14 protein-coding genes are annotated in these 20083 nt (G+C 72.8%); 10 read left to right on the top strand and 4 right to left on the bottom strand.

The window, feature by feature from the left end:
* Window positions 1–27: 27 nt before the first annotated feature.
* Window positions 28–2532, top strand: coding sequence for a DEAD/DEAH box helicase (locus V6U77_RS15710; RefSeq protein WP_334607067.1), 2505 nt, complete (start codon window positions 28–30; stop codon window positions 2530–2532).
* 395 nt (window positions 2533–2927) lie between these two features.
* Entirely contained in the window at window positions 2928–4298 is a 1371-nt protein-coding gene (locus V6U77_RS15705; RefSeq protein WP_334607066.1) for an MFS transporter, read from the top strand.
* A gap of 62 nt (window positions 4299–4360) precedes the next feature.
* Here V6U77_RS15705 and helR read toward each other — a convergent pair whose 3' ends face one another.
* On the bottom strand, window positions 4361–6508 hold the full coding sequence (helR, locus tag V6U77_RS15700) for an RNA polymerase recycling motor ATPase HelR (protein ID WP_334607092.1): 2148 nt from the start codon (window positions 6506–6508) through the stop codon (window positions 4361–4363).
* 469 nt (window positions 6509–6977) lie between these two features.
* A complete protein-coding gene (locus V6U77_RS15695; protein ID WP_334607065.1) occupies window positions 6978–7769 on the bottom strand; it encodes a hypothetical protein in 792 nt (263 codons plus the stop codon).
* 422 nt (window positions 7770–8191) lie between these two features.
* Here V6U77_RS15695 and V6U77_RS15690 point away from each other — a divergent pair, with 422 nt between their 5' ends.
* The 6 genes from V6U77_RS15690 to V6U77_RS15665 all read left to right on the top strand — a co-directional run bounded on the left by V6U77_RS15690 (window position 8192) and on the right by V6U77_RS15665 (window position 13534).
* Window positions 8192–8836 carry a hypothetical protein gene (locus V6U77_RS15690; RefSeq protein ID WP_334607064.1) on the top strand — a complete coding sequence of 215 codons (645 nt, stop codon included), beginning with the start codon at window positions 8192–8194 and terminating at the stop codon, window positions 8834–8836.
* Between the two features lie 142 nt (window positions 8837–8978).
* Window positions 8979–10757 (top strand): hypothetical protein, encoded by a 1779-nt coding sequence (locus tag V6U77_RS15685; protein WP_334607063.1) that lies wholly within the window; start codon window positions 8979–8981, stop codon window positions 10755–10757.
* Between the two features lie 60 nt (window positions 10758–10817).
* Window positions 10818–11948, top strand: coding sequence for a glycosyltransferase family 2 protein (locus V6U77_RS15680; RefSeq protein ID WP_334607062.1), 1131 nt, complete (start codon window positions 10818–10820; stop codon window positions 11946–11948).
* Between the two features lie 91 nt (window positions 11949–12039).
* A complete protein-coding gene (locus V6U77_RS15675; RefSeq protein WP_334607061.1) occupies window positions 12040–12399 on the top strand; it encodes a YciI family protein in 360 nt (119 codons plus the stop codon).
* Window positions 12400–12474: 75 nt separating this feature from the next.
* Window positions 12475–12798, top strand: coding sequence for a hypothetical protein (locus tag V6U77_RS15670; RefSeq protein WP_334607060.1), 324 nt, complete (start codon window positions 12475–12477; stop codon window positions 12796–12798).
* 58 nt (window positions 12799–12856) lie between these two features.
* Window positions 12857–13534 (top strand): DUF7003 family protein, encoded by a 678-nt coding sequence (locus V6U77_RS15665; protein WP_334607059.1) that lies wholly within the window; start codon window positions 12857–12859, stop codon window positions 13532–13534.
* 134 nt (window positions 13535–13668) lie between these two features.
* On the opposite strand, the gene V6U77_RS15660 is transcribed toward V6U77_RS15665, so the two are convergent.
* A complete protein-coding gene (locus V6U77_RS15660) occupies window positions 13669–14109 on the bottom strand; it encodes a cytidine deaminase (RefSeq protein ID WP_334607058.1) in 441 nt (146 codons plus the stop codon).
* A 168-nt stretch (window positions 14110–14277) separates the two neighbouring features.
* Between V6U77_RS15660 and hrpA the strand changes: the two genes are divergently transcribed.
* Window positions 14278–18312, top strand: coding sequence for an ATP-dependent RNA helicase HrpA (gene hrpA, locus V6U77_RS15655; RefSeq protein ID WP_334607057.1), 4035 nt, complete (start codon window positions 14278–14280; stop codon window positions 18310–18312).
* 73 nt (window positions 18313–18385) lie between these two features.
* Here hrpA and V6U77_RS15650 read toward each other — a convergent pair whose 3' ends face one another.
* Entirely contained in the window at window positions 18386–19315 is a 930-nt protein-coding gene (locus V6U77_RS15650; RefSeq protein ID WP_334607056.1) for a LysR family transcriptional regulator, read from the bottom strand.
* 83 nt (window positions 19316–19398) lie between these two features.
* Here V6U77_RS15650 and V6U77_RS15645 point away from each other — a divergent pair, with 83 nt between their 5' ends.
* Window positions 19399–20082: a succinate dehydrogenase cytochrome b subunit gene (locus V6U77_RS15645; RefSeq protein WP_334607091.1), complete on the top strand. Its 684-nt coding sequence runs from the start codon at window positions 19399–19401 to the stop codon at window positions 20080–20082.
* The last annotated feature ends 1 nt before the right edge of the window (window position 20083 follow it).

Below are 20083 nucleotides of genomic sequence, written 5' to 3'. Positions count from 1 at the left end.
CATGGTCCAGGCACCATGGGACCCGCTATGACGCTCACCGCCGCGCTGCCGACAAGCGCCGACCCCGACACCCTGTTCGACGCGTTCGCCGGCTGGGCGAAGGAGCGCGGCCTCGACCTCTACCCCCACCAGGAGGAGGCGGTCATCGAGATCGTCTCCGGCGCCAACGTGATCATGAATACGCCGACCGGGTCCGGCAAGAGCCTGGTCGCGATCGCGGCGCACTTCGCGGCCCTGGCCGACGACCGGACGACCTTCTACACCGCCCCGATCAAGGCGCTGGTGTCGGAGAAGTTCTTCGCCCTCTGCGAGGTCTTCGGCGCCGACAACGTCGGCATGCTGACCGGCGACGCCAGCGTCAACGCCGACGCGCCGATCATCTGCTGCACCGCCGAGATCCTGGCCAACCTCGCGCTGCGCGAGGGCGAGCGCGCCGACGTCGGCCAGGTGGTCATGGACGAGTTCCACTTCTACGCCGAGCCCGACCGGGGCTGGGCGTGGCAGGTGCCGCTCATCGAGCTGCCGCAGGCGCAGTTCGTCCTGATGTCCGCCACGCTGGGCGACACCACCCGCTTCGTCGACGACCTGGCCCGGCGCACCGGCCGGCCCACCGCCGTCGTCCGCTCCGCCGAGCGGCCGGTCCCGCTGATCTTCTCGTACGCGATGACGCCGCTGCACGAGACCCTCGAGGAGCTGCTGGAGACGAAGCAGGCGCCCGTCTACGTCGTGCACTTCACCCAGGCCGCCGCCCTGGAACGCGCCCAGGCCCTGATGAGCGTCAACGTCTGCACCCGCGCCGAGAAGGACATGATCGCCACCGCGATCGGCAACTTCCGGTTCACCTCCGGGTTCGGCAAGACCCTGTCCCGGCTGGTCCGGCACGGCATCGGCGTGCACCACGCCGGGATGCTGCCCAAGTACCGCCGGCTCGTCGAGACCCTTGCCCAGGCCGGGCTGCTCAAGGTCATCTGCGGCACCGACACGCTCGGCGTCGGCATCAACGTGCCGATCCGCACCGTGCTGTTCACCGGCCTGTCCAAGTACGACGGGGTCCGCACCCGGCTGCTCAAGGCCCGCGAGTTCCACCAGATCGCCGGGCGCGCCGGGCGGGCCGGGTTCGACACCGTCGGCCGGGTCGTCGTGCAGGCCCCCGAGCACGTCATCGACAACGAGAAGGCGCTCGCCAAGGCCGGCGACGACCCGAAGAAGCGGCGCAAGGTGGTGCGCAAGAAGCCGCCGGAGGGGTCGATCGGCTGGGGGAGGCCCACCTTCGACCGCCTGGTCGAGGCCGAACCGGAGCCGCTGACCTCCAGCTTCCACGTCAGCCACTCGATGCTGCTCAACGTCATCGGTCGCCCCGGCGACGCGTTCGCCGCGATGCGGCACCTGCTCACCGACAACCACGAGGACCGCGCCGCCCAGCGCCGGCACGTCCGGCGGGCCATCGCCATCTACCGCGCGCTGCGCGCGGGCGGCGTCGTCGAGCAGCTCGACGAGCCCGACGAGACCGGCCGCCGGGTCCGCCTCACCGTCGACCTCCAGCTCGACTTCGCCCTCAACCAGCCGCTCTCCCCGCTCGCGCTGGCCACGATCGAGCTGCTCGACGCCGAGTCCCCCTCGTACGCCCTCGACGTGCTCTCGGTGGTCGAGTCGATCCTGGACGACCCGCGCCAGGTGCTCTCCGCGCAGCAGTTCAAGGCCCGCGGCGAGGCGGTCGCCGCGATGAAGGCCGAGGGCATCGAGTACGAGGCCCGCCTCGAACTCCTCGACGGGGTGACCTGGCCGAAGCCGCTGGCGGAGCTGCTGGACTCGGCGTACGAGATGTACCGGCAGGGGCACCCGTGGGTGGCCGACCACCAGCTCTCCCCCAAGTCCGTCGTGCGGGACATGTACGAGCGGGCGATGACCTTCACCGAGTACGTGCAGTTCTACGGGCTGACCCGCTCCGAGGGACTCGTGCTGCGCTACCTCGCCGACGCGTACAAGACGCTGCGGCAGACGGTGCCCGAGGACGCCAAGACCGAGGAGCTGATCGACCTCATCGAGTGGCTCGGCGAGCTGGTCCGCCAGGTCGACTCCAGCCTCATCGACGAGTGGGAGCGGCTACGCAACCCCACCGACGCCGCCGAGGCCGCGGAGGCGCTGGACGACCGGGTTCCGGCGGTCACCCGCAACGCCCGCGCCTTCCGGGTGCTGGTGCGCAACGCCCTGTTCCGCCGCGTCGAGCTGGCCGCCCTGCGCCGCTGGTACGACCTCGGCGAGCTGGACGCCGCGTCGGGCTGGGACGCGGACGCCTGGGCCGACGCGCTGGAGCCGTACTTCGAGGCGTACGGGGAGATCGGGGTGGGTCCGGACGCGCGCGGGCCGGCGCTGCTCATGATCGAGCAGGGCCGGGAGCGGTGGACGGTCCGGCAGATCCTCGACGACCCCGAGGAGGACCACGACTGGGGCATCAGCGCGGAGATCGACCTCGCGGCCTCCGACGAGGCGGGCGCGGCGGTCGTCCGGATCACCTCGGTCGGCCAGCTCTAGCCACCGCCCCGACCGTGGGGCCGAGGCGGCCCGGCTGATCTCCGACGCGCGGCGTCCGGGGCCGGCTCCGGCCGGCCCCGCCGTGCTGCCGGTGTCCCGCGGGGAGGTATCGCGTTGCCGGGGTGAGCCGCGCTGGACTAGGTTCACCCCGTGCCCGCCTCGGACAGGGTGCGCCGCCCGTAGCGGCGGCGCGAAACCCCAGACTCCCGAACGCTCTGCGTTTCCGCTCCGCCGCATCAGCGACCCTTCGCCGGTGTGGCCGTCCGGGCTGCCCGGCTCCGCATGCGATGTCCGGAGCCTTTCGTGCACAGTTCTGCAACCACCTGTCCCGTCCCGTGTGACGCCCCCTTCTCTCGTCGCCGCCCGCTCGTCGCCGTCGCCGGTCGGTGGTCGCGGTGAACGCGCGCGCCCGCACCCTGACCGCGGTGCTGTTGTCGTCGCTGTCGTTCCCGCTGACCATCACCGGGGCGTCGGTCGCGCTACCCGGCATCCGGCACGACCTCGACACGTCGCTCACGACGGCGCAGTGGGTCGTCAACGGCTACAACCTCTGCTTCGCGGCGTTCCTGGCCTTCGGCGGCTCGCTCGCGGACCTGCTCGGCAGGCGCCGCCTCTTCGCTGCCGGGGTCGCGGTGTTCTTCGCCGGCAGCGTGCTGTGCGTGCTGGCCCGGGACGCCACGGTCCTGAACCTCGCCCGCGTCCTCGCCGGCACGGGGGCGGCAGCGGCGACGGCGACCGGTCAGTCGATCCTGGCGGCGACCTTCGCCGGACCCGCCCGGACCCGGGTGTTCGGCGCGCTCGGTGCGGTCCTCGGCGTCGGCCTCGCGTTCGGCCCCACGATCTCCGGCCTGCTCGTGGACGCGACCGGGTGGCGGGCCGTCTTCGCGGTCCCCGCCGCGCTGGCGGGAGTCGTGCTGCTGCTGTGTCCCTTCCTGCCCGCCCTGCCTGGCGCCGGGAGGCGGATCGACTGGGGCGGCGGCGTGCTCTTCACCGCCGCGCTCGCGCTGCTCATCTGGGTCCTCGTCGAGACACCCGCGCGCGGCGCCTCGCACCCGTCGGTGATCGCCGCGCTCCTCGCCCTCGTGGCCTGCGGGATCGGGTTCGTACGGGTCGAGAGGCGCGGCACCGCCCCGATGTTCGACCTCGACCTCCTGCGCAATCGGCGCTTCGTCGGGTACTCGCTGGTCGCCGCGACCATGATGGGACTGCTCGTTCCTCTCCTGGTCTACCTGCCCTCCTATCTCATCGACGTCGCCGGCCTCGACGCCGGGCGGGCCGGGCTGTGGATGCTCATGCTCACCCTGCCCTCGGTCGCCCTGCCCCCGCTCGGAGCGGCGATCGCGCGTCGCTCGCCCCGCCTGCTGTCGGTCGGGGCCATCGCCCTCGGTACGGCCGGCACGTTCGCCCTGGCCACCGTCGGCCCCGACAGCACACCCCGGTCCCTCCTGCTGCCGCTGCTGCTGATCGGGACCGGCGTCGGCGTCACCACGGGCGTGATCGACGGGCTCGCCATCGCCACCGCACCCGTCCGACAGTCCGGCACGGTGGCCGGGCTGTTCAACACCGGCCGACTCGTCACCGAGACCGTCGCGCTCGCGCTGGTCGGCGCCACCCTCGCCGTCGTCAGCGGCGGGCAGCTCGCCGGCGCGGGCTTCACCGCCGCGCTGCACGTCGTCGCGACGGCGCTCGGGTGCCTCGGCAGCGCCGCCGCCGTCGCCGTGGGCCTGCTCCTGCGACGACGAGATGCCGGGCGTCCGGAGTCGTGACGCCGCCGACGCCGCCCGTCCCGGCACCGGGCGTGTGCGGGAGAGGCCGCGGCGCCCGCGCCTCAGGACGTGGTGAGGACGACGAGTTGCCGGGTCGCCCGGGTCATCGCCACGTAGCGGTCCACCGCGCCTTCGACGCCGTCGCCGAACGCCTCCGGGTCGACGAGGACGACGAGGTCGAACTCGAGCCCCTTCGCCAGCTCCGGGGTCAGCGACCGGACCCGGGACGTCGCCCGGAACGTGGGGTCGCCGATGACGCAGGCGGTGCCCTCGGCGTGCGAAGCGAGCCACGTGTCGAGGATCGAGCCCAGGTCGGCAGCGGATCCGTGCACGACGGGAGCGCCGCCGTCGCGGATGGAGGTCGGCACGTTGGCGTCCGGGAGCACGGCCCGGATGACCGGCTCGGCCGCCGCCATGACCTCCTTCGGCGTGCGGTAGTTGACGCTCAGGGAGGCCAGGGTCATCCGGTCGAGCCCGATCCGCGCGAGCCGTTCCCGCCACGACTCGGTGAACCCGTGCCTGGCCTGGGCGCGGTCGCCGACGATGGTGAAGCTCCCCGACGGGCAGCGCAGCAGCAGCATCTGCCACTCGGCGTCGGTCAGTTCCTGCGCCTCGTCCACGACGATGTGGGCGAACGGGCCGGCGAGCAGGTCCGGCTCGACGCCGGGCAGTGCGGCCCGGTCGACCAGGGCGTCCTGGAGGTCCGGTTGGCGCAGGCTCGACAGCACACCCTCGCCGTCGTCGTAGGCATCGGCCTCGATCAGGTCCTCGACGACCGTGGCCATGCGCGCGCGCTCGACGGCGACGAGGGCCTCGTGCCGGCGCCTGCGCCCCGACGCCTCGGGGTCGCCGAGCCGCTGCCGTGCCGCGTCCAGGAACGGCAGGTCGGAGACCGTCCAGGCCCGGGCGTCGCTGCGCTGCAGCTTGCGGACCTCGTCGGGGGCGAGCCAGGGAGCGCACCTGCGCAGGTAGGCGGGCACCGACCACAGGTCGCCGACGAGGTCGGCCGCCTCGATCAGCGGCCAGGCACGGTCGACCGCCGTACGCAGCTCCCGGTTGCGCAGCAGCGACGCCCGGACCAGGTGGTCCGGTTCGTCGCCGTCGTACTTCTCCGTCAGGATCGTCAGCAGTTCCTCCCAGACCTCGTCGCGCGCCTCGTTGTGCGGCGTACCGGACCCCACCGCCCCGAACGCCTCGGCCCAGTCGGCGGCGCTCAGCCGGATGTCGGCCTCGTCGGTGGTGACCGTCATGGGCACGGTCGGCGGTTCCTCGTAGAACCTGACGGCCGCCTCGATCGCCTTCACCAGGTCGGCGGAGGACTTCAGCCGGGCCACCTCCGGGTCGGTCTCGACGGTCGCCGTGGCGCCCTCGGGCACGAGGTCCCGCAGGGTGCAGGTCTGCACGTCCTCCTCGCCGAGGCTGGGCAGGACGTCGGCGACGTAGGCGAGGTAGGGCTGGTGCGGCCCGACGAACAGCACGCCGCCCCGGCGGTGGCCGAGGCGCGGGTCGGCGTAGAGCAGGTACGCGGTGCGGTGCAGGGCGACGACGGTCTTGCCCGTGCCGGGGCCGCCGTCGACGACGAGCGCGCCGCTCGAGCCCGCGCGGATGATGGCGTCCTGGTCAGCCTGGATCGTGCCGAGCACGTCGCGCATCCGCGACGACCTGCTGGCGCCCAGGCTGGCGATGAAGGCGGACTGGTCGTCGAGCGCGGCGGCGTGCGCCGCGAACCCGTCGGGGGTGAACACCTCGTCCCAGTAGTCGGTGATCCGGCCGCGGGTCCAGCGGTACCTGCGGCGGCTGGCCAGCCCTCTCGGGTTGGCGTGGGTCGCCGCGAAGAACGGCTCGGCCGCCGGGGAACGCCAGTCGAGCAGCAGCCGACGGCCCGCGCCGTCGGTCAGGCCACGTCGTCCGACGTACACCGGCTCGGGGTCGTCCGCGCCGACCATGCGTCCGAGGCACAGGTCGACGCCGAAGCGACGCAGCGTACGCAGGCGGGCGGCCAACCGACGGACCTCCATGTCCCGGTCCACCGCCTGCCGGCCCTTGCCCCCGGGGGCCCTGCGCTCGGCGTCGAGTCGCTCGGACAGCTCGGCGGTCGACTGCTCGAGGCTCTCCGCGATGGCCGCGAAGTGCCGCTCGTCGCCGGCGATCAGGGCCGGGTCGGCCTTGGCGGAGAGATGGTCGGGAAGGTCGAACGCACCGGTGGTCAGAGGGTTCACGTCGTCAGCTCCGATCTCGTTCTGGGCCTGGCTCGGCGACACCGGTCAGCCGCGCCGGAACTCCTCGTCCGGGGCGCGCCCGGCCGCATTCGTGCGCCGGGTGCCGCGCTCGCCCCGCGAGTTCCACCAGCGTTTCGACGTCCCCGTTCGACGACGACACACGCGTTCAGCGAATTCCGTTTTCGCTGGTCCTGGCCTCGGCGGGTGATTCTGCGGCACGACCCGGGTCTTGCCGCAAGCCCCCCGGTGCGCTATATGTTGAGAAGGGAAAGGAGCGGATGCTCCTTTCCCTTTGTCGTTGCCGTGGGCGAAAAGCACTCACGAACCGAGGTCGCCGAAAGCGCCGCGCCGGTCAGCGGGCCGTGGGCGGGAAGAGGTATGTGGCCGACGCGTCCGCTTCAGTCGGCCGTTCCTCCGGCCGGGCGGTCGGACGAGCCGCGGGTGCGCTGACGGCGACCGGTCAGCTGAATCGCTCCGTGACCACGGGTATCAGTCCGTGCTGCCGTACCGTCTGCGTCAGGTCGTCCAGGACCGGGCCGACGGTGTCGTCCAGTTCGGTCGCGAGCAACGCGGTCACGTCGAGGCCCCAGGCGAGCCCACCGCCGATGCGGTGGAGGGTCCAGGAGAAGAGGTCGTCGCCTGCCCTCCGGTGGCCGGCCGGCATCTGTGGGATCGGCCCACGGCCGCCCTGGCCGCCGGGCGGCGGATTCCACCGTCCGCGGAGAGCCTCGACCTGCTCGACCTGCAGATCCTTGGCGAACAGGACGCGGTAGGTCCGCTTCTCCCGGAAGCCCGCCGGGGTGTCCGCCGGCCCCAGCCGGAGCAGCGGTGCCGTGGCGAGGGTCTCGTAGTCGAGAAAGCTCGACCGCAGTGCTGCCTCATCCGGCAACCGGCCACCGCCGAGCTGCTGGTATGCGATCTCGGCGCCGCTCCGGTCGCTCGGCACCACCCGGGTGAGTGACACCGGATCCGTGCGCATGACCCGGCTGAGGGACGCGCAGCTCAGCCAGCGGGGGTCGTCAGCCCGCCAGGCCGCGGCGAACAGGCCCACCGTCACGAACTCGTGGTCGCGTACGAACTCTTCGACGAGGATCCCTTCGGGTGCGGCCGGGTGTTCGCCGCGCGTCCTGGTGGGGTCGGCCGGGGCACTGCGGGCGCGAGCGAGGAGCAGGTAGTAGTCCAGCCCGCGTTGTGGGTGGCTCCTCCGGGTGACAACCGCTCCGTGTCGCGTACGACCCTCGTCGTCGATCACGCGCAGGACCCTTCCTCCGAGTCGGCCCTTGGCGCCTTCGCTCTTCGTCGGGAGGACCCGATCGGCCGGTGCGGCGCCGCGACGTGCGTCCCGTGCGCGCGGCCTGCAGGGACCCTCCGGGGACAGCGAAGACAGTCGCGGCCCACCGTATCGGAGCATCAGTCCACGGCAGCGGCGCACACACCCGCGAGTCGTGCGCTCCATCGCGCGTCGATGGTCGATCCGGAACGCACCGCTGCCGCTGCCGGGACGGGACGGTCCGTACCGGCCCGCCGATCTCGCCTCGCGCCTCAGCCCAGTTGATCAAGGACGGACGAGCCTCGGCTCCGCCGGGCGACGAGGGCCTCACAAACCCTGGGAGATGTCACACCCGTCGATTAGAATGTGTGTACTAATCGAGGTCCTGACCTGGGAGGACGCCCGTGACCACGCCCGCCTCCACCACACCCACCCCCTACGCCACCCTGCTCGGCTTCACCCGCTACGTCGACCGCAACGGCCCAACGAAGGCCACCTTCGTCGGGGGCCTGCGCAAGCAGCGGGCCAGCCGCTCCGGCTTCAACCCGCACGGCCAGTTCGTCAAGGCGCTCAAGGCCGACATCGCCTTCCACACCGGCGGCACGCATCTCGACCAGGTGGCCGACGTGGTGAAGCCGCGCTGGCGTCCGCTCTACCAGTCGCTCGTCCCGGGCGCGAAGACCTGGCTGGGCTCCCTCGGCGAGCCGAGGGCCGTCGACCTCGCCCAGACCCGCGACGCGCTCGCGATGCTCGGCGACCTGCCCGTGAAGGTCAACCCCCAGTTCGGCGTCCGCCACGCCGACGGCCGCGTCGAGGCCGTCCGACTGCACTTCGACGAGGCGCCGCCCAGCGAGGAGGCGACGCTCGCCACCCTGCACCTGATGGCCCGCCACATGGACGCGGTGCTCCCGCACGCCGAGCCGGTCCTGGTGGACGTCCGGCGGGGCGAGGCCCACCGGATGCCCGCCGACGCCCGCCCAGAGCAGATCGAACGCTGGTTGGCCGGCGAGGCGGCGGCCTTCCGGGCCATCTGGGCCACCGTCGCCTGATCCCCTGCCCCACCCGACCCGCCCGGTCCGGCCCGACGAGGGCCGGGCCGGGCGGTCCTCGACGAGGTGGACCGGCGAATGGTCGCCCACATCCCGGGCGGCGGATCGACACGACGACCAACATCGTGAATCATCTATCTTCATGACCACCGGGTCCACGGACGCCCGAACTTGCGCCGATCCCGCCGACGACGTCCCCGCCGACGGGGACCCCGGCCGACGGGAGCGGTGGTGGTGGCTGCGGCACGAATGGACGCTGGCGGTGCTCGGCGGGCTGCTGCTGGCGGTGGTGCTGACCTGGCCGACCATGCGGCATCCGGCGAGCACGATCCCCGGCGACATCGGCGACCCCACCCTGCAGGCGTGGCAGATGGCCTGGGCGGGGCATGCCGTGCTCACCAACCCGGCCGGCCTGTGGCACTCGAACACGTTCTTCCCCGAGACCCACACGTACGCCTACAGCGACACCCTGCTCGGCTACGCCCCGCTCGGGATGATCGGCTCCGGCTTCGAGGCCGCCCTGGTCCGATACAACGTGACGTACGTGCTGGTGCACGCGCTGGCCTTCGTCGGGGCGTACGCGCTGGCCCGGCAACTCGGGGCGGGCCGGCTGGGCGGGGCGGTCGCCGGGGTCGCGTGGGCGTACGCGCCGTGGCGGCTGGCGCACGCCGGGCACCTGAACATCCTCTCCAGCGGCGGGATCGCGCTGTGCCTGGCGATGCTGGCCCGCGGGCACGGCTGGTCGCTGCGGCACGGCTACCGACCGGAGCGGCGACGACCGGGCTGGGCCCTGGCGGGGTGGCTCGTCGCCGCCTGGCAGATCAGCCTGGGCTTCGGCATCGGGCTGCCACTGGTCTACTTCCTGCTGGCGGCGGTGCTGGTCGGGGCCGGCGGCTACGGCTGGTCGTGGTGGCGGCACGGGCGACGCCCTCCGTTCGGCCGGCGGCTGCTGGTCGCCGACCTGGGCGGCGGGGCCGTCTTCGGCGCGGTGACGCTGCTGCTGGGCCTGGTCTACCTGCGGGTCGTCGACCTCAACCCGCAGGCCGAGCGCTCGCTGGCCTGGACGGAGATGTTCTCGCCGCCGCTGATCGGCTTCGTCACCGCCCCGGCGGACTCGTGGTGGTGGGGCGAGCGGCACGCGGCGGCCCGGGAACAGCTGACCTGGCCGCCGGAGATGGCGTTGCTGCCCGGGATCGTGCTGCTCGCGCTGGCCGCCGCGGGGCTGTTCGTCTCGGTGTATCCGGCCCGGCGCCGGGTCGCGCTGGGGCTCGGTGTGCTCGGCACGGTCCTGCTGGGCCTGGGCGTCACCCTCGGCGGCGACGGCGACCCGGGCTACCTGACGCTGTCGAAGCACCTGCCGGGCTGGGACGCGCTGCGGACGCCGGGTCGGATGATGCACTGGACCAGCCTGCTGCTGGCGGTGCTGGCGGCGGGCGCCGTGACGGTGTTCGCCGAGGCGGTGCGACGGTGGCCGTCGCGGGGTCCGGCGAGGTTCCTGGTGCCGGTGCTCCTGCTGGTGCCGCTGGCCCTGGTCGGGCTGGAGGGGGTCAACCGGACGGCCCATCCGGTGGTGCCGCCGCCCCCGGCCGCCATGCGTACGGCGGCCGAGCCGATGCTCGTGCTGCCCGCCGGCGGCGCGCTCGACCTGATCTTCATGTCGTGGACGACGGACGGTTTCCCCCGGGTGACGAACGGTCTCGCGGGGTTCGAGCCGGTCACCCAGGCGCAGACCCGGGCCGCGACGACCTCGTTTCCCGATGCGGGCAGCGTGGCGTACCTGCGGGGCATCGGGGTGCGATCCGTGATGGCCCTGCCGGGCTGGACGGCGGGCACCCCGTGGCAGGGCATCGCGGACCGGCCGTACGCCGGGCTGGGCATCACCCGGGAGGAGATCGACGGTGTGCTCGTCTACCGCCTGTGACGGCCCCGGCGCGCGGCGGCGCGGCGCGGACCGGACGTCCCCCGGCACGGGCCGGGCGGGGTGACGGGCGTGCGTCTGTCGGTGGTGGTGCCCTGCTTCAACGAGGAGGCCTCGGTGGAGCGGCTGCACACGGCCGTGAACGCCGCTGTCGCGGAGCTCTCCGACGTCGAGATCGAGGTGGTGTACGTCGACGACGGCAGCTCCGACGGCACCCTCGTGGCGCTGCGCCGGCTCGCCGCCGCCGATCCCACCGTGCGCTACACGTCGCTGAGCCGCAACTTCGGCAAGGAGGCGGCGATGCTGGCCGGGCTGGAACGGGCCACCGGGGACGCGGTCGTGATCATGGACGCCGACCTGCAGCACCCGCCGCGCCTGCTGCCCGACATGGTGGCGCTCTACCGGCAGGGTTTCGACCAGGTGATCGCCCGCCGGGACCGGCGCGGTGACCGGTTCGTACGGATGCTGGCCTCGCGGTCCTTCTACCGGATGGTCAACTGGTGGATCGACGTGCGGTTGCTGGACGGGGCGGGCGACTTCCGGCTGCTGTCCCGGCTCGCGGTGGACGCCGTGCTGGCGATGCCGGAGTACAACCGCTTCTCGAAGGGGCTCTTCTCCTGGATCGGGTTCCGGACGGTGGTGGTCGCGCACCGCAACGAGAGCCGGCAGGCGGGCCGGAGCAGATGGACGTTCGGCAAGCTGTTCAACTACGCGTTCGACGGCCTGCTGTCGTTCAACAACCGGCCGCTGCGGCTGGCGATCTACGGCGGCCTGTTCCTCACCCTCATCGCGGTCGTCTACATGGCCTGGGTGGTGGCGGACGCCGTCAGCAAGGGCATCGACGTGCCCGGCTACACCACCATCATCGTCAGCGTGATCGGTCTCGGTGGCATCCAGATGACGATCCTGGGCGTGGTCGGGGAGTACATCGGCCGGATCTACTACGAGACCAAGCGCCGGCCCCACTACCTGGTCCAGGAGACCGAGGACCTGGTCACCGAGGGCGGGGAGGCGCCCCGCGTGCCGGACCAGCCGGCGGTGCGGCCGGCCGAGCGGATCCGCCGGGGCGGGCCGGCCCGCGAGGACCTGCGCCGGTACCGCTCGCTGCGGCGCGCCGCCGGCGAGTCCGTGACGGATGACCCGGCGGCAGCCGTGAGGTCGCCCCGCCGGGACGGGGCGACCGACCCGGCCTGACCCGCCGTCGTCGTCGGGCCGGGCGGCGCCGACCAGGGCGTACGGCGTGGATCCGGGCGGGTGGCGGCCCTGGCCGCCCTAGTGTGTGGGCATGCGATTCGACCAGCACACCGTGGTGCTCCTCGTCCGGCCGCCGGACGCGCCGGAGCTGCCGCTCGACGCGGCCGACCGGCTGCAGGACGCCCACCTGGCGCACCAGGCGGGACTGGTGGAGCAGGGGCTCGTGCTGGCCGCGGGGCCCTTCGTCGACGCCGACGACGAGCGGACGCGCGGACTGGTCGTGCTCTCCGTCTCCCCGCAGGAGGCCCGCGAGCTCTACCACAACGACCCGGCCGTGCGGGCCGGGCGGCTCAGCGTGCAGGTGATGAGCTGGATGGTGCCGGAGGGCATCGTACGGTTCGAGAGCGTGCCGATGCCCCGATCGGTCCTGGAGGCCGCCGCCGGCGACTGACGGCGGCCGGTGTCGGTCGGGCCGCCGAGCGGCACCGGGCGAGGCAGGGCCCGGCGGGGCCGCTACCGTCGGAGCATGGCGGATCGGAGCGGCAGCGGCCGGAGGTACCGGGTCGCCGCGCTGCTGGCCGGCGCGGTGGCGCTGGGACTGGTGGCGTGGGGTTGGTGGCTGCGCGACTGGGAGTACCGGGCCGACCGGGGGCGGTTCCTCGACCCGGGCTGGTGGGCCGGCGTCGCCACCAGCGGCCTGGGTCACCTCGCCTTCGGCAGGACCGGTTTCAAGATCGCCCTGGTGGCGCTCGGGCTCACGGCCGCCGCACTGGTCGGCCTGCGCCGACGGCGCGCGGCCGGGGCGGCACCGTCGGAGGACCGGCGGCCCGACCCCGGCGCCGGGGACTGACGCCATCCACGGTGTTCGTGGTCGTAGGCAGTGCCGTCAGGGGTCGTAGCATGCGAACGTGGACGCTGACGACATCCTGGCCGAACTCGACGCAGCCGCTGCGAGTTATCGATTCGCGCAGTTGGAGCACCCTTACCACTACCTGATCACCGCTCGGCTGCACGCCTACAGCGACGCCGTCCGCTGGGTGCTATTGGTTGAGACGGTCGGCTACAACGCACGGGCTGGCAACGTCGTCGACGTCCTGCATCCCGTGGGCAACTGTGTCGTCGGAGATCCTCCGGCCCGAGACAGCCACTTGGCCCGGGTCGACAACATGGCCGAGCTGTTCGACGAGGACGAGGAATGGTCCCAACAGGCGCCGATCGTGGTGCGCAACCATCAGATCCACCTCGACGCACCAGCACATGTCGAGCATGAGGATCTGTTCCGAATGCTGGTTCCTGAACATCGGGAGTTGCTGCTGGCCGATGAGTCGGAGTTGCGTCGGCTCGTCCCCGCTGACCTGCCCGAGGTGCTGCGCCTGGAAGACTGGCACCATGAGGTCCTGATACCCCTCTCGGCCCATCGCCATCCCACGGATGAGCCGCGACGCCTGATGCGGGTCGGGCCGAGCGACATCGAGGCGTATCAGCAGGTGGCGCAGGTGCTCGCCGCCGCCGACCCGACGCGTTACCGGCCGACGCTGCCACCGAACACCCACTGGAGCAACTGGCCCATGCCCGGCCAATTGTGATCCGCCGGGGAGTGCAGAAGAATCGAGTCAGCCCCAGATCTGGCGGGCCGAGTGCCGACGATCGGTGACCTCGCGCCCAAACCCACCTGGGCCAGTTCATGGCCGGTCTACGACCGGGCCGGCGGGACGGGGCGTCAGTCGGCCGGTCGCGGCGCGGGAACCGGGCCGGTCGGCCCGTCGAGCTGCTGGTCGGCCCAGACGTACGTCTCCGGCAGCAGTTCGGCGACGTGCACCACGCGCAGCGCGTCCATCGGCCCGACGATGACCCGGATGGTGGGGAAGTAGTCGCGCAGCACCTGCCGGCAGCGCCCGCAGGGCGGGATCACCCCGCGCCCCCGGTCGCCCACCGCGACGATCGTCTCCAGCTCGGTGACGCCCTGGGTGGCGGCGGCCCCGACCGCGACCACCTCGGCGCAGGGGCCGCCGGTGAAGTGGTAGACGTTCACGCCGGTGAAGACCCGACCGTCGGGGGTCCGCGCGGCGGCCGCGACCGTGTGGTTCTCGCTGCGGCAGCGCAGCTTGGCGACCGCCGTGGCGGCCTGCACCAGGGCCCGGTCGGTGTCCCGCATCGTCATCCCATCCCCCGTGGCCAAGGTCGGTCGGCGCCCCACTCTAGACCGGCGGAGCGCCGCCGCGCTGGCCCTGCCGGGCGCCGTCGGGCGGCGCGAGCGGGGCGGGCGGGCACGGGTGCGGCGGTAACCCGGGGGCGGTTCGGCCGCCGGCTGCCTATCCTTGGCGACGACATGCAGAATCCAGCCGCACCCGCCGCGACCGACCCCGTCCGCGAGCTGCACCGCCGCCTCCGTCCCCTGATGTTCCGCGACCAGCGGCGCCTGCAACGGCGCCTGGACGGGGTACGCCGGCTGCGCGATCCGCAGCGCCGGGGGTCGGCGCTCGACGAGATCGCCGCCGACGTGGCGCGGGCCGAGGCGGTGCTCGAGAACCGGCGCGCCGCCGTGCCGGTGATCACCTATCCGGCCCAGCTGCCGGTCAGCGAGCGCAAGGACGACATCGCCGCCGCGATCCGCGACCACCAGGTGGTGATCGTGGCCGGCGAGACCGGCTCCGGCAAGACCACCCAGCTGCCGAAGATCTGCCTGGAGCTGGGGCGCGGCATCACCGGCCTGATCGGGCACACCCAGCCGCGCCGGCTGGCCGCGCGTACGGTGGCGGACCGCATCGCCGAGGAACTCGGCACCGAGCTGGGCGACGTGGTCGGCTACAAGGTGCGCTTCGCCGACCAGGTGGGCGACCGCAGCCTGGTCAAGCTGATGACCGACGGCATCCTGCTCGCCGAGTTGCAGACCGACCGGATGCTGCGCCAGTACGACACGCTGATCATCGACGAGGCGCACGAGCGCAGCCTCAACATCGACTTCATCCTCGGCTACCTCCGGCAGCTCCTCCCCCGCCGCCCCGACCTCAAGGTGGTCATCACCTCGGCGACCATCGAGACCGGGCGGTTCGCCCGGCACTTCGCGGGGCCGCCCACCGACGAGCATCCCGACGGCGTACTGGCGCCGGTGGTCGAGGTCTCCGGACGCACGTACCCGGTCGAGGTGCGCTACCGGCCGCTGGTCGCCCTCGCCGAGGGCGAGGAGGACGGCGAGGACGAGGAGAACGTCCGCGACCAGGTCCAGGCCATCGGCGACGCCGTCGAGGAACTGGCCGCCGAGGGCCCCGGCGACGTCCTGGTCTTCCTCAGCGGCGAGCGGGAGATCCGCGACACCGCCGACGCGCTGGGCAAGCTGGTGGAGAAGAAGCCGGCGCTGCGCGGCACCGAGATCCTGCCGCTGTACGCCCGGCTCTCCACCGCCGAGCAGCACCGGGTCTTCGCCCCGCACGCCGGGCGCCGGGTGGTGCTCGCCACCAACGTCGCGGAGACCTCGCTCACCGTGCCCGGCATCAAGTACGTGGTGGACCCGGGCACGGCCCGCATCTCCCGCTACAGCAGCCGGCTCAAGGTGCAGCGGCTGCCGATCGAGCCGGTCTCGCAGGCGTCGGCCAACCAGCGCAAGGGGCGCTGCGGGCGCACCTCGGACGGCATCTGCATCCGCCTCTACGACGAGCAGGACTTCCTGTCCCGCCCGGAGTTCACCGACCCGGAGATCCTGCGCACCAACCTCGCCTCGGTCATCCTCCAGATGACCTCCATCGGGCTGGGCGACATCGCCGCGTTCCCGTTCATCGACCCGCCGGACCGGCGCAACGTCGCCGACGGCGTCAACCTGCTGCAGGAGCTCGGCGCGCTCGACCCGGCCGAGACCGATCCGGCGAAGCGGCTCACCCCGCTGGGCCGGCGGCTGGCGCAGCTCCCCGTCGACCCGCGGCTGGCCCGGATGGTCGTCGAGGGCGAGCGCAACGGCTGCGCCACCGAGGTGATGGTGATCGCCGCCGCGCTGTCGATCCAGGATCCCCGCGAGCGGCCCGCCGAGAAGCAGGCCCAGGCCGACCAGGCGCACGCCCGGTTCACCGACCGCGAGTCGGACTTCGTGTCGCTGCTCAACCTGTGGCGGCACCTGCGCGAGCAGCAGCGTGAGCTGTCGTCCAGCGCGTTCCGGCGGATGTGCAAGGCCGAGTACCTCAACTACCTGCGGGTGCGCGAGTGGCAGGACATCGTCAGCCAGCTGCGCCAGGTGCTGCGTACCCCCGAGGAGGGGCGACCGGCGCGCGAGGGCGACGGCGGCGGCCGGCGCCGGGGCGGCGCGGACCTGCCGGAGGAGATCGACACCCCGAAGGTGCACCAGTCGCTGCTGCCCGGCCTGCTGTCCCACGTCGGGCTCAAGGACGCGCAGAAGCACGAGTACCTGGGCGCCCGGGGCGCCAAGTTCGCGCTCTTCCCCGGCTCGGCGCTGTTCAGGAAGCCGCCGCGCTGGGTGATGGCGGCCGAGCTGGTGGAGACCTCCCGGCTCTGGGGCCGGGTCGCCGGCCGCGTCGAGCCCGAGTGGGTGGAGCCCCTCGCGGCGCACCTGGTCAAGCGCAGCTACAGCGAGCCGCACTGGGAGAAGAAGCAGGCGGCCGTGATGGCCTACGAGAAGGTGACCCTCTACGGCATCCCGCTGGTCACCTCGCGCAAGGTCAACTTCGGCCGGATCGACCCGGCGCTGTCCCGCGAGCTGTTCATCCGGCACGCCCTGGTCGAGGGCGACTGGCAGACCCACCACCGGTTCTGGGCCGACAACCAGCGGCTGCTGGCCGAGATCGAGGAGCTGGAGCACCGGGCCCGCCGCCGCGACATCCTCGTCGACGACCAGACCGTCTTCGACTTCTACGACGCCCGCATCCCGGCCGACGTGGTCTCCGGGCGGCACTTCGACGCCTGGTGGAAGAAGACCCGCCGGGAGCAGCCCGACCTGCTCACCTTCACCAGGGAACTGCTGGTCAACGCCGGCCCGGTGGGCGTCGACGAGGCCGACTACCCCGACGAGTGGTCCGCCGACGGGGTGAGCCTGCCGCTGACCTACCGGTTCGAGCCGGGCACCCCCACCGACGGCGTGACCGTCGACATCCCGCTGCCCCTGCTCAACCAGGTGCCGGCGGAGAGCTTCGACTGGCAGGTGCCCGGGCTGCGCGAGGAACTGGTGATCGCGCTGATCCGCTCGCTGCCCAAGGCGGTGCGCCGCAACTTCGTCCCGGTGCCGGACTACGCCCGCGCGGCGCTGGCGCAGATGCCCGCCGGCGAGGAGCCGCTGCTGGACGCGCTGACCCGGCAGTTGCGCCGGATGACCGGCGTCACCGTGCCCCGCGACGCGTGGGACACCGCGCGGCTTCCGGCGCACCTGCGGGTCCGCTTCCGGGTGCTCGACGAGGAGAACAAGCCGGTCGCCGAGGGCAAGGACCTGCCGGCCCTGCAACGCCAGCTCAAGGCGGAGGTACGCCAGGTCGTGGCCGCCGCCGCGCCGGACGTGGCCCGCACCGGGCTGCGCGAGTGGGGCGTCGGCACGCTGCCGCGCACCATCGAGCAGGTCCGCGCCGGCTACGCCGTGACCGCGTACCCGGCGCTGGTCGACGAGGGCGACACGGTCGGGGTGCGGGTCTTCGACTCGCCCGCCGAGCAGGAGGCCGCGCACTGGGCGGGCACCCGGCGGCTGCTGCGGCTGACCGTGCCGTCGCCGGCGAAGTTCCTGCAGGGGCGGCTCAGCAACGAGGCGAAGCTGGCGCTGAGCCGCAACCCGCACGGCGGCGTGCAGGAGCTGATCTCCGACGCGGCCGGGGCGGCGATCGACAAGCTGATCGGCGACGCGGGCGGGCCGGCCTGGAACGCCGAGGGCTTCGCCGCCCTGCGGGAGAGGGTGCGGGCCGACCTGGTGGACACCGTGGTCGAGATCATGGACCGCGTCCGCCGGGTGCTCGCCGCCGCGTACGCGGTCGAGCAGCGCCTCGGCGCCACGCGCAACCTGGCGGTCGTGGCCGCGCTGGCCGACATCCGGGCCCAGCTCAACGGCCTGGTGCACAAGGGGTTCGTCACCGAGACCGGGTACGCGCGCCTGCCTGACCTGCTGCGCTACCTCACCGCGATCGAGCGGCGGCTGGACCGGCTGCCGGGCAACCCGCAGCGCGACAAGCAGCAGCAGGACCGGGTCGCGGTGGTGCAGAAGGAGTACCAGGGGATGCTCGCCGCGCTGCCGCCGAGCCGCCGGCAGTCGGCGGCGGTCCGGCAGATCCGCTGGATGATCGAGGAGCTGCGGGTGAACGTCTTCGCCCAGGCGCTGGGCACCCCGTACCCGGTTTCGGAGCAGCGGATCTACCGGGCGATGGACGAGGCCGAGGGCAGGTAGGGCGACGGGCGGCCGTCCCGGGTGGGACCGGCGCGCCGGCGACGCGTACCTCCGGCCGGGGCGCGCGGGCGACTCAGAGCGGCTCGACGCCCGGCGGCAGGTCACCGTCGGTGGTGGCGTCGCGGACGTACTCCAGCAGTATCCGACGCAGCTCCCGGCCGGCGTGGGTGGGCACCACGTCGCGGCGCCGGGCGACCGCGATGGTCCGGCGGACGCCGGGCGGGGCCAGCCGGGTGACGCGCACGCCCGGCCGGCGGGCCACCACGATCCCGGGGACCAGCGCGACGCCGAGCCCGGCCTCGACGAAGCTCAGCACCGCGTCCATCTCGCCGCCGTCGACGGCGATGGTCGGCTCGAAGCCGGCCTCCCGGCAGGCCTGGAGGGTGGCGTCGCGCAGGTCGTAGCCCTCGCGGAACATCACCATCGGCTGGTCACGCAGGTCGGTGACGCGTAGCTGGTCGGCGCCCCCCGCCACCGACAGCTCCTCCACCGAGGCGACCACCAGGCTCTCCCGCAGGATGGGGTCGGCGCGCAGCCCGGGGTCGGTGCCCTGGGCCGGCATGATGATCAGCGCGAGGTCGAGGTCACCGCGGAGCAGGCCGCGGACCAGGTCCTGCGAGCCGCTCTCCTCCACCCGCAGGTCGATGGTGGGGTGGGCGTCGCGGAACCGGCGCAGCACCGGTGGAGCCAGCGAGGTGGCGAGGCTGGGCGTGGCGCCGAGCCGGACCCGTCCGCGCCGCAGGCCGACCAGCTCCTGCACCTCACGGGTCGCGGTGTCCACGTCGGCCAGGATCCGTTTGGCCAGTGGCAGCAGCACCTCGCCGGCCGCGGTGAGCGCGATGTTGCCCCTTACCCGCTCGAACAGGGGGGCGCCGAGGCCGTCCTCCAGGGCGTGAATTTGCTTACTCAACGAAGGCTGGGTGATGCCGACGATGTCGGCGGCTTGGGTGAAATGTCGTACTTCCGCCACCGCCACGAAGTACTTCAGCTGATGGAGCTGCATCTACATAGCCTATAGCTATCAAGACTGCGAGGTCGATGCATTGGACGACTGAATCAAGTGCTCCTAGCGTCGATCGTGTGGTAATCACGAGAACTCGGTCGCCCATCCGTTCCAGCGTCGGCCTGAAGGCCGTCATGGCGGTGACGGGCATCATCCTGGTGTCGTTCCTGATCGCGCACATGCTCGGCAACCTGAAGATCTTCACGGGGGCGACCTCGTTCGACCACTACGCGCACTGGCTGCGCGAGATCGGCACCCCGCTGCTGCCGGGCGTGTGGTTCCTGTGGATCATGCGGATCGGCCTGGTGGTGGCGGCAGTCGGCCACATCTGGGCCGCCACCGTCCTCGCCGTGCGCGCCCGCGCCGCCCGCCCGGTGCAGTACGCGCACCGCAAGAAGGTGCAGGGCAGCTACGCGGCCCGCACCATGCGCTGGGGCGGGGTGATCATCCTGCTCTTCGTGGTCTACCACATCCTGGACCTCACCACCGGCACGCTGAACCCGGTCGGCGACCCCGGCCGGCCGTACGCCAACGTGGTGGCCGACTTCGCCCCCGAGCGTTGGTACGTGACGCTCTTCTACACCCTGGCGGTCGTCACCCTCGGCTTCCACCTGCGGCACGGCCTGTTCAGCGCGCTGCGCAGCCTCGGCCAGCAGAGCCCGCGCGGCGAGCGACGGGCCCGCGCCGTGGCCCTCGGCTTCTCCGTGGCGCTCTGCGCCGGCTACCTGGTGGTTCCGTTCGCCGTACTCACCGGATTGGTGTCCTGAC

The sequence above is a fragment of the Micromonospora sp. CPCC 205546 genome (assembly GCF_036902715.1).
In the GTDB taxonomy this organism is placed as follows: Bacteria; Actinomycetota; Actinomycetes; order Mycobacteriales; family Micromonosporaceae; genus Micromonospora.
The sequence above is the reverse complement of the archived record's forward strand: the minus strand, read 5'-3'. Positions and strand labels throughout refer to the sequence as shown.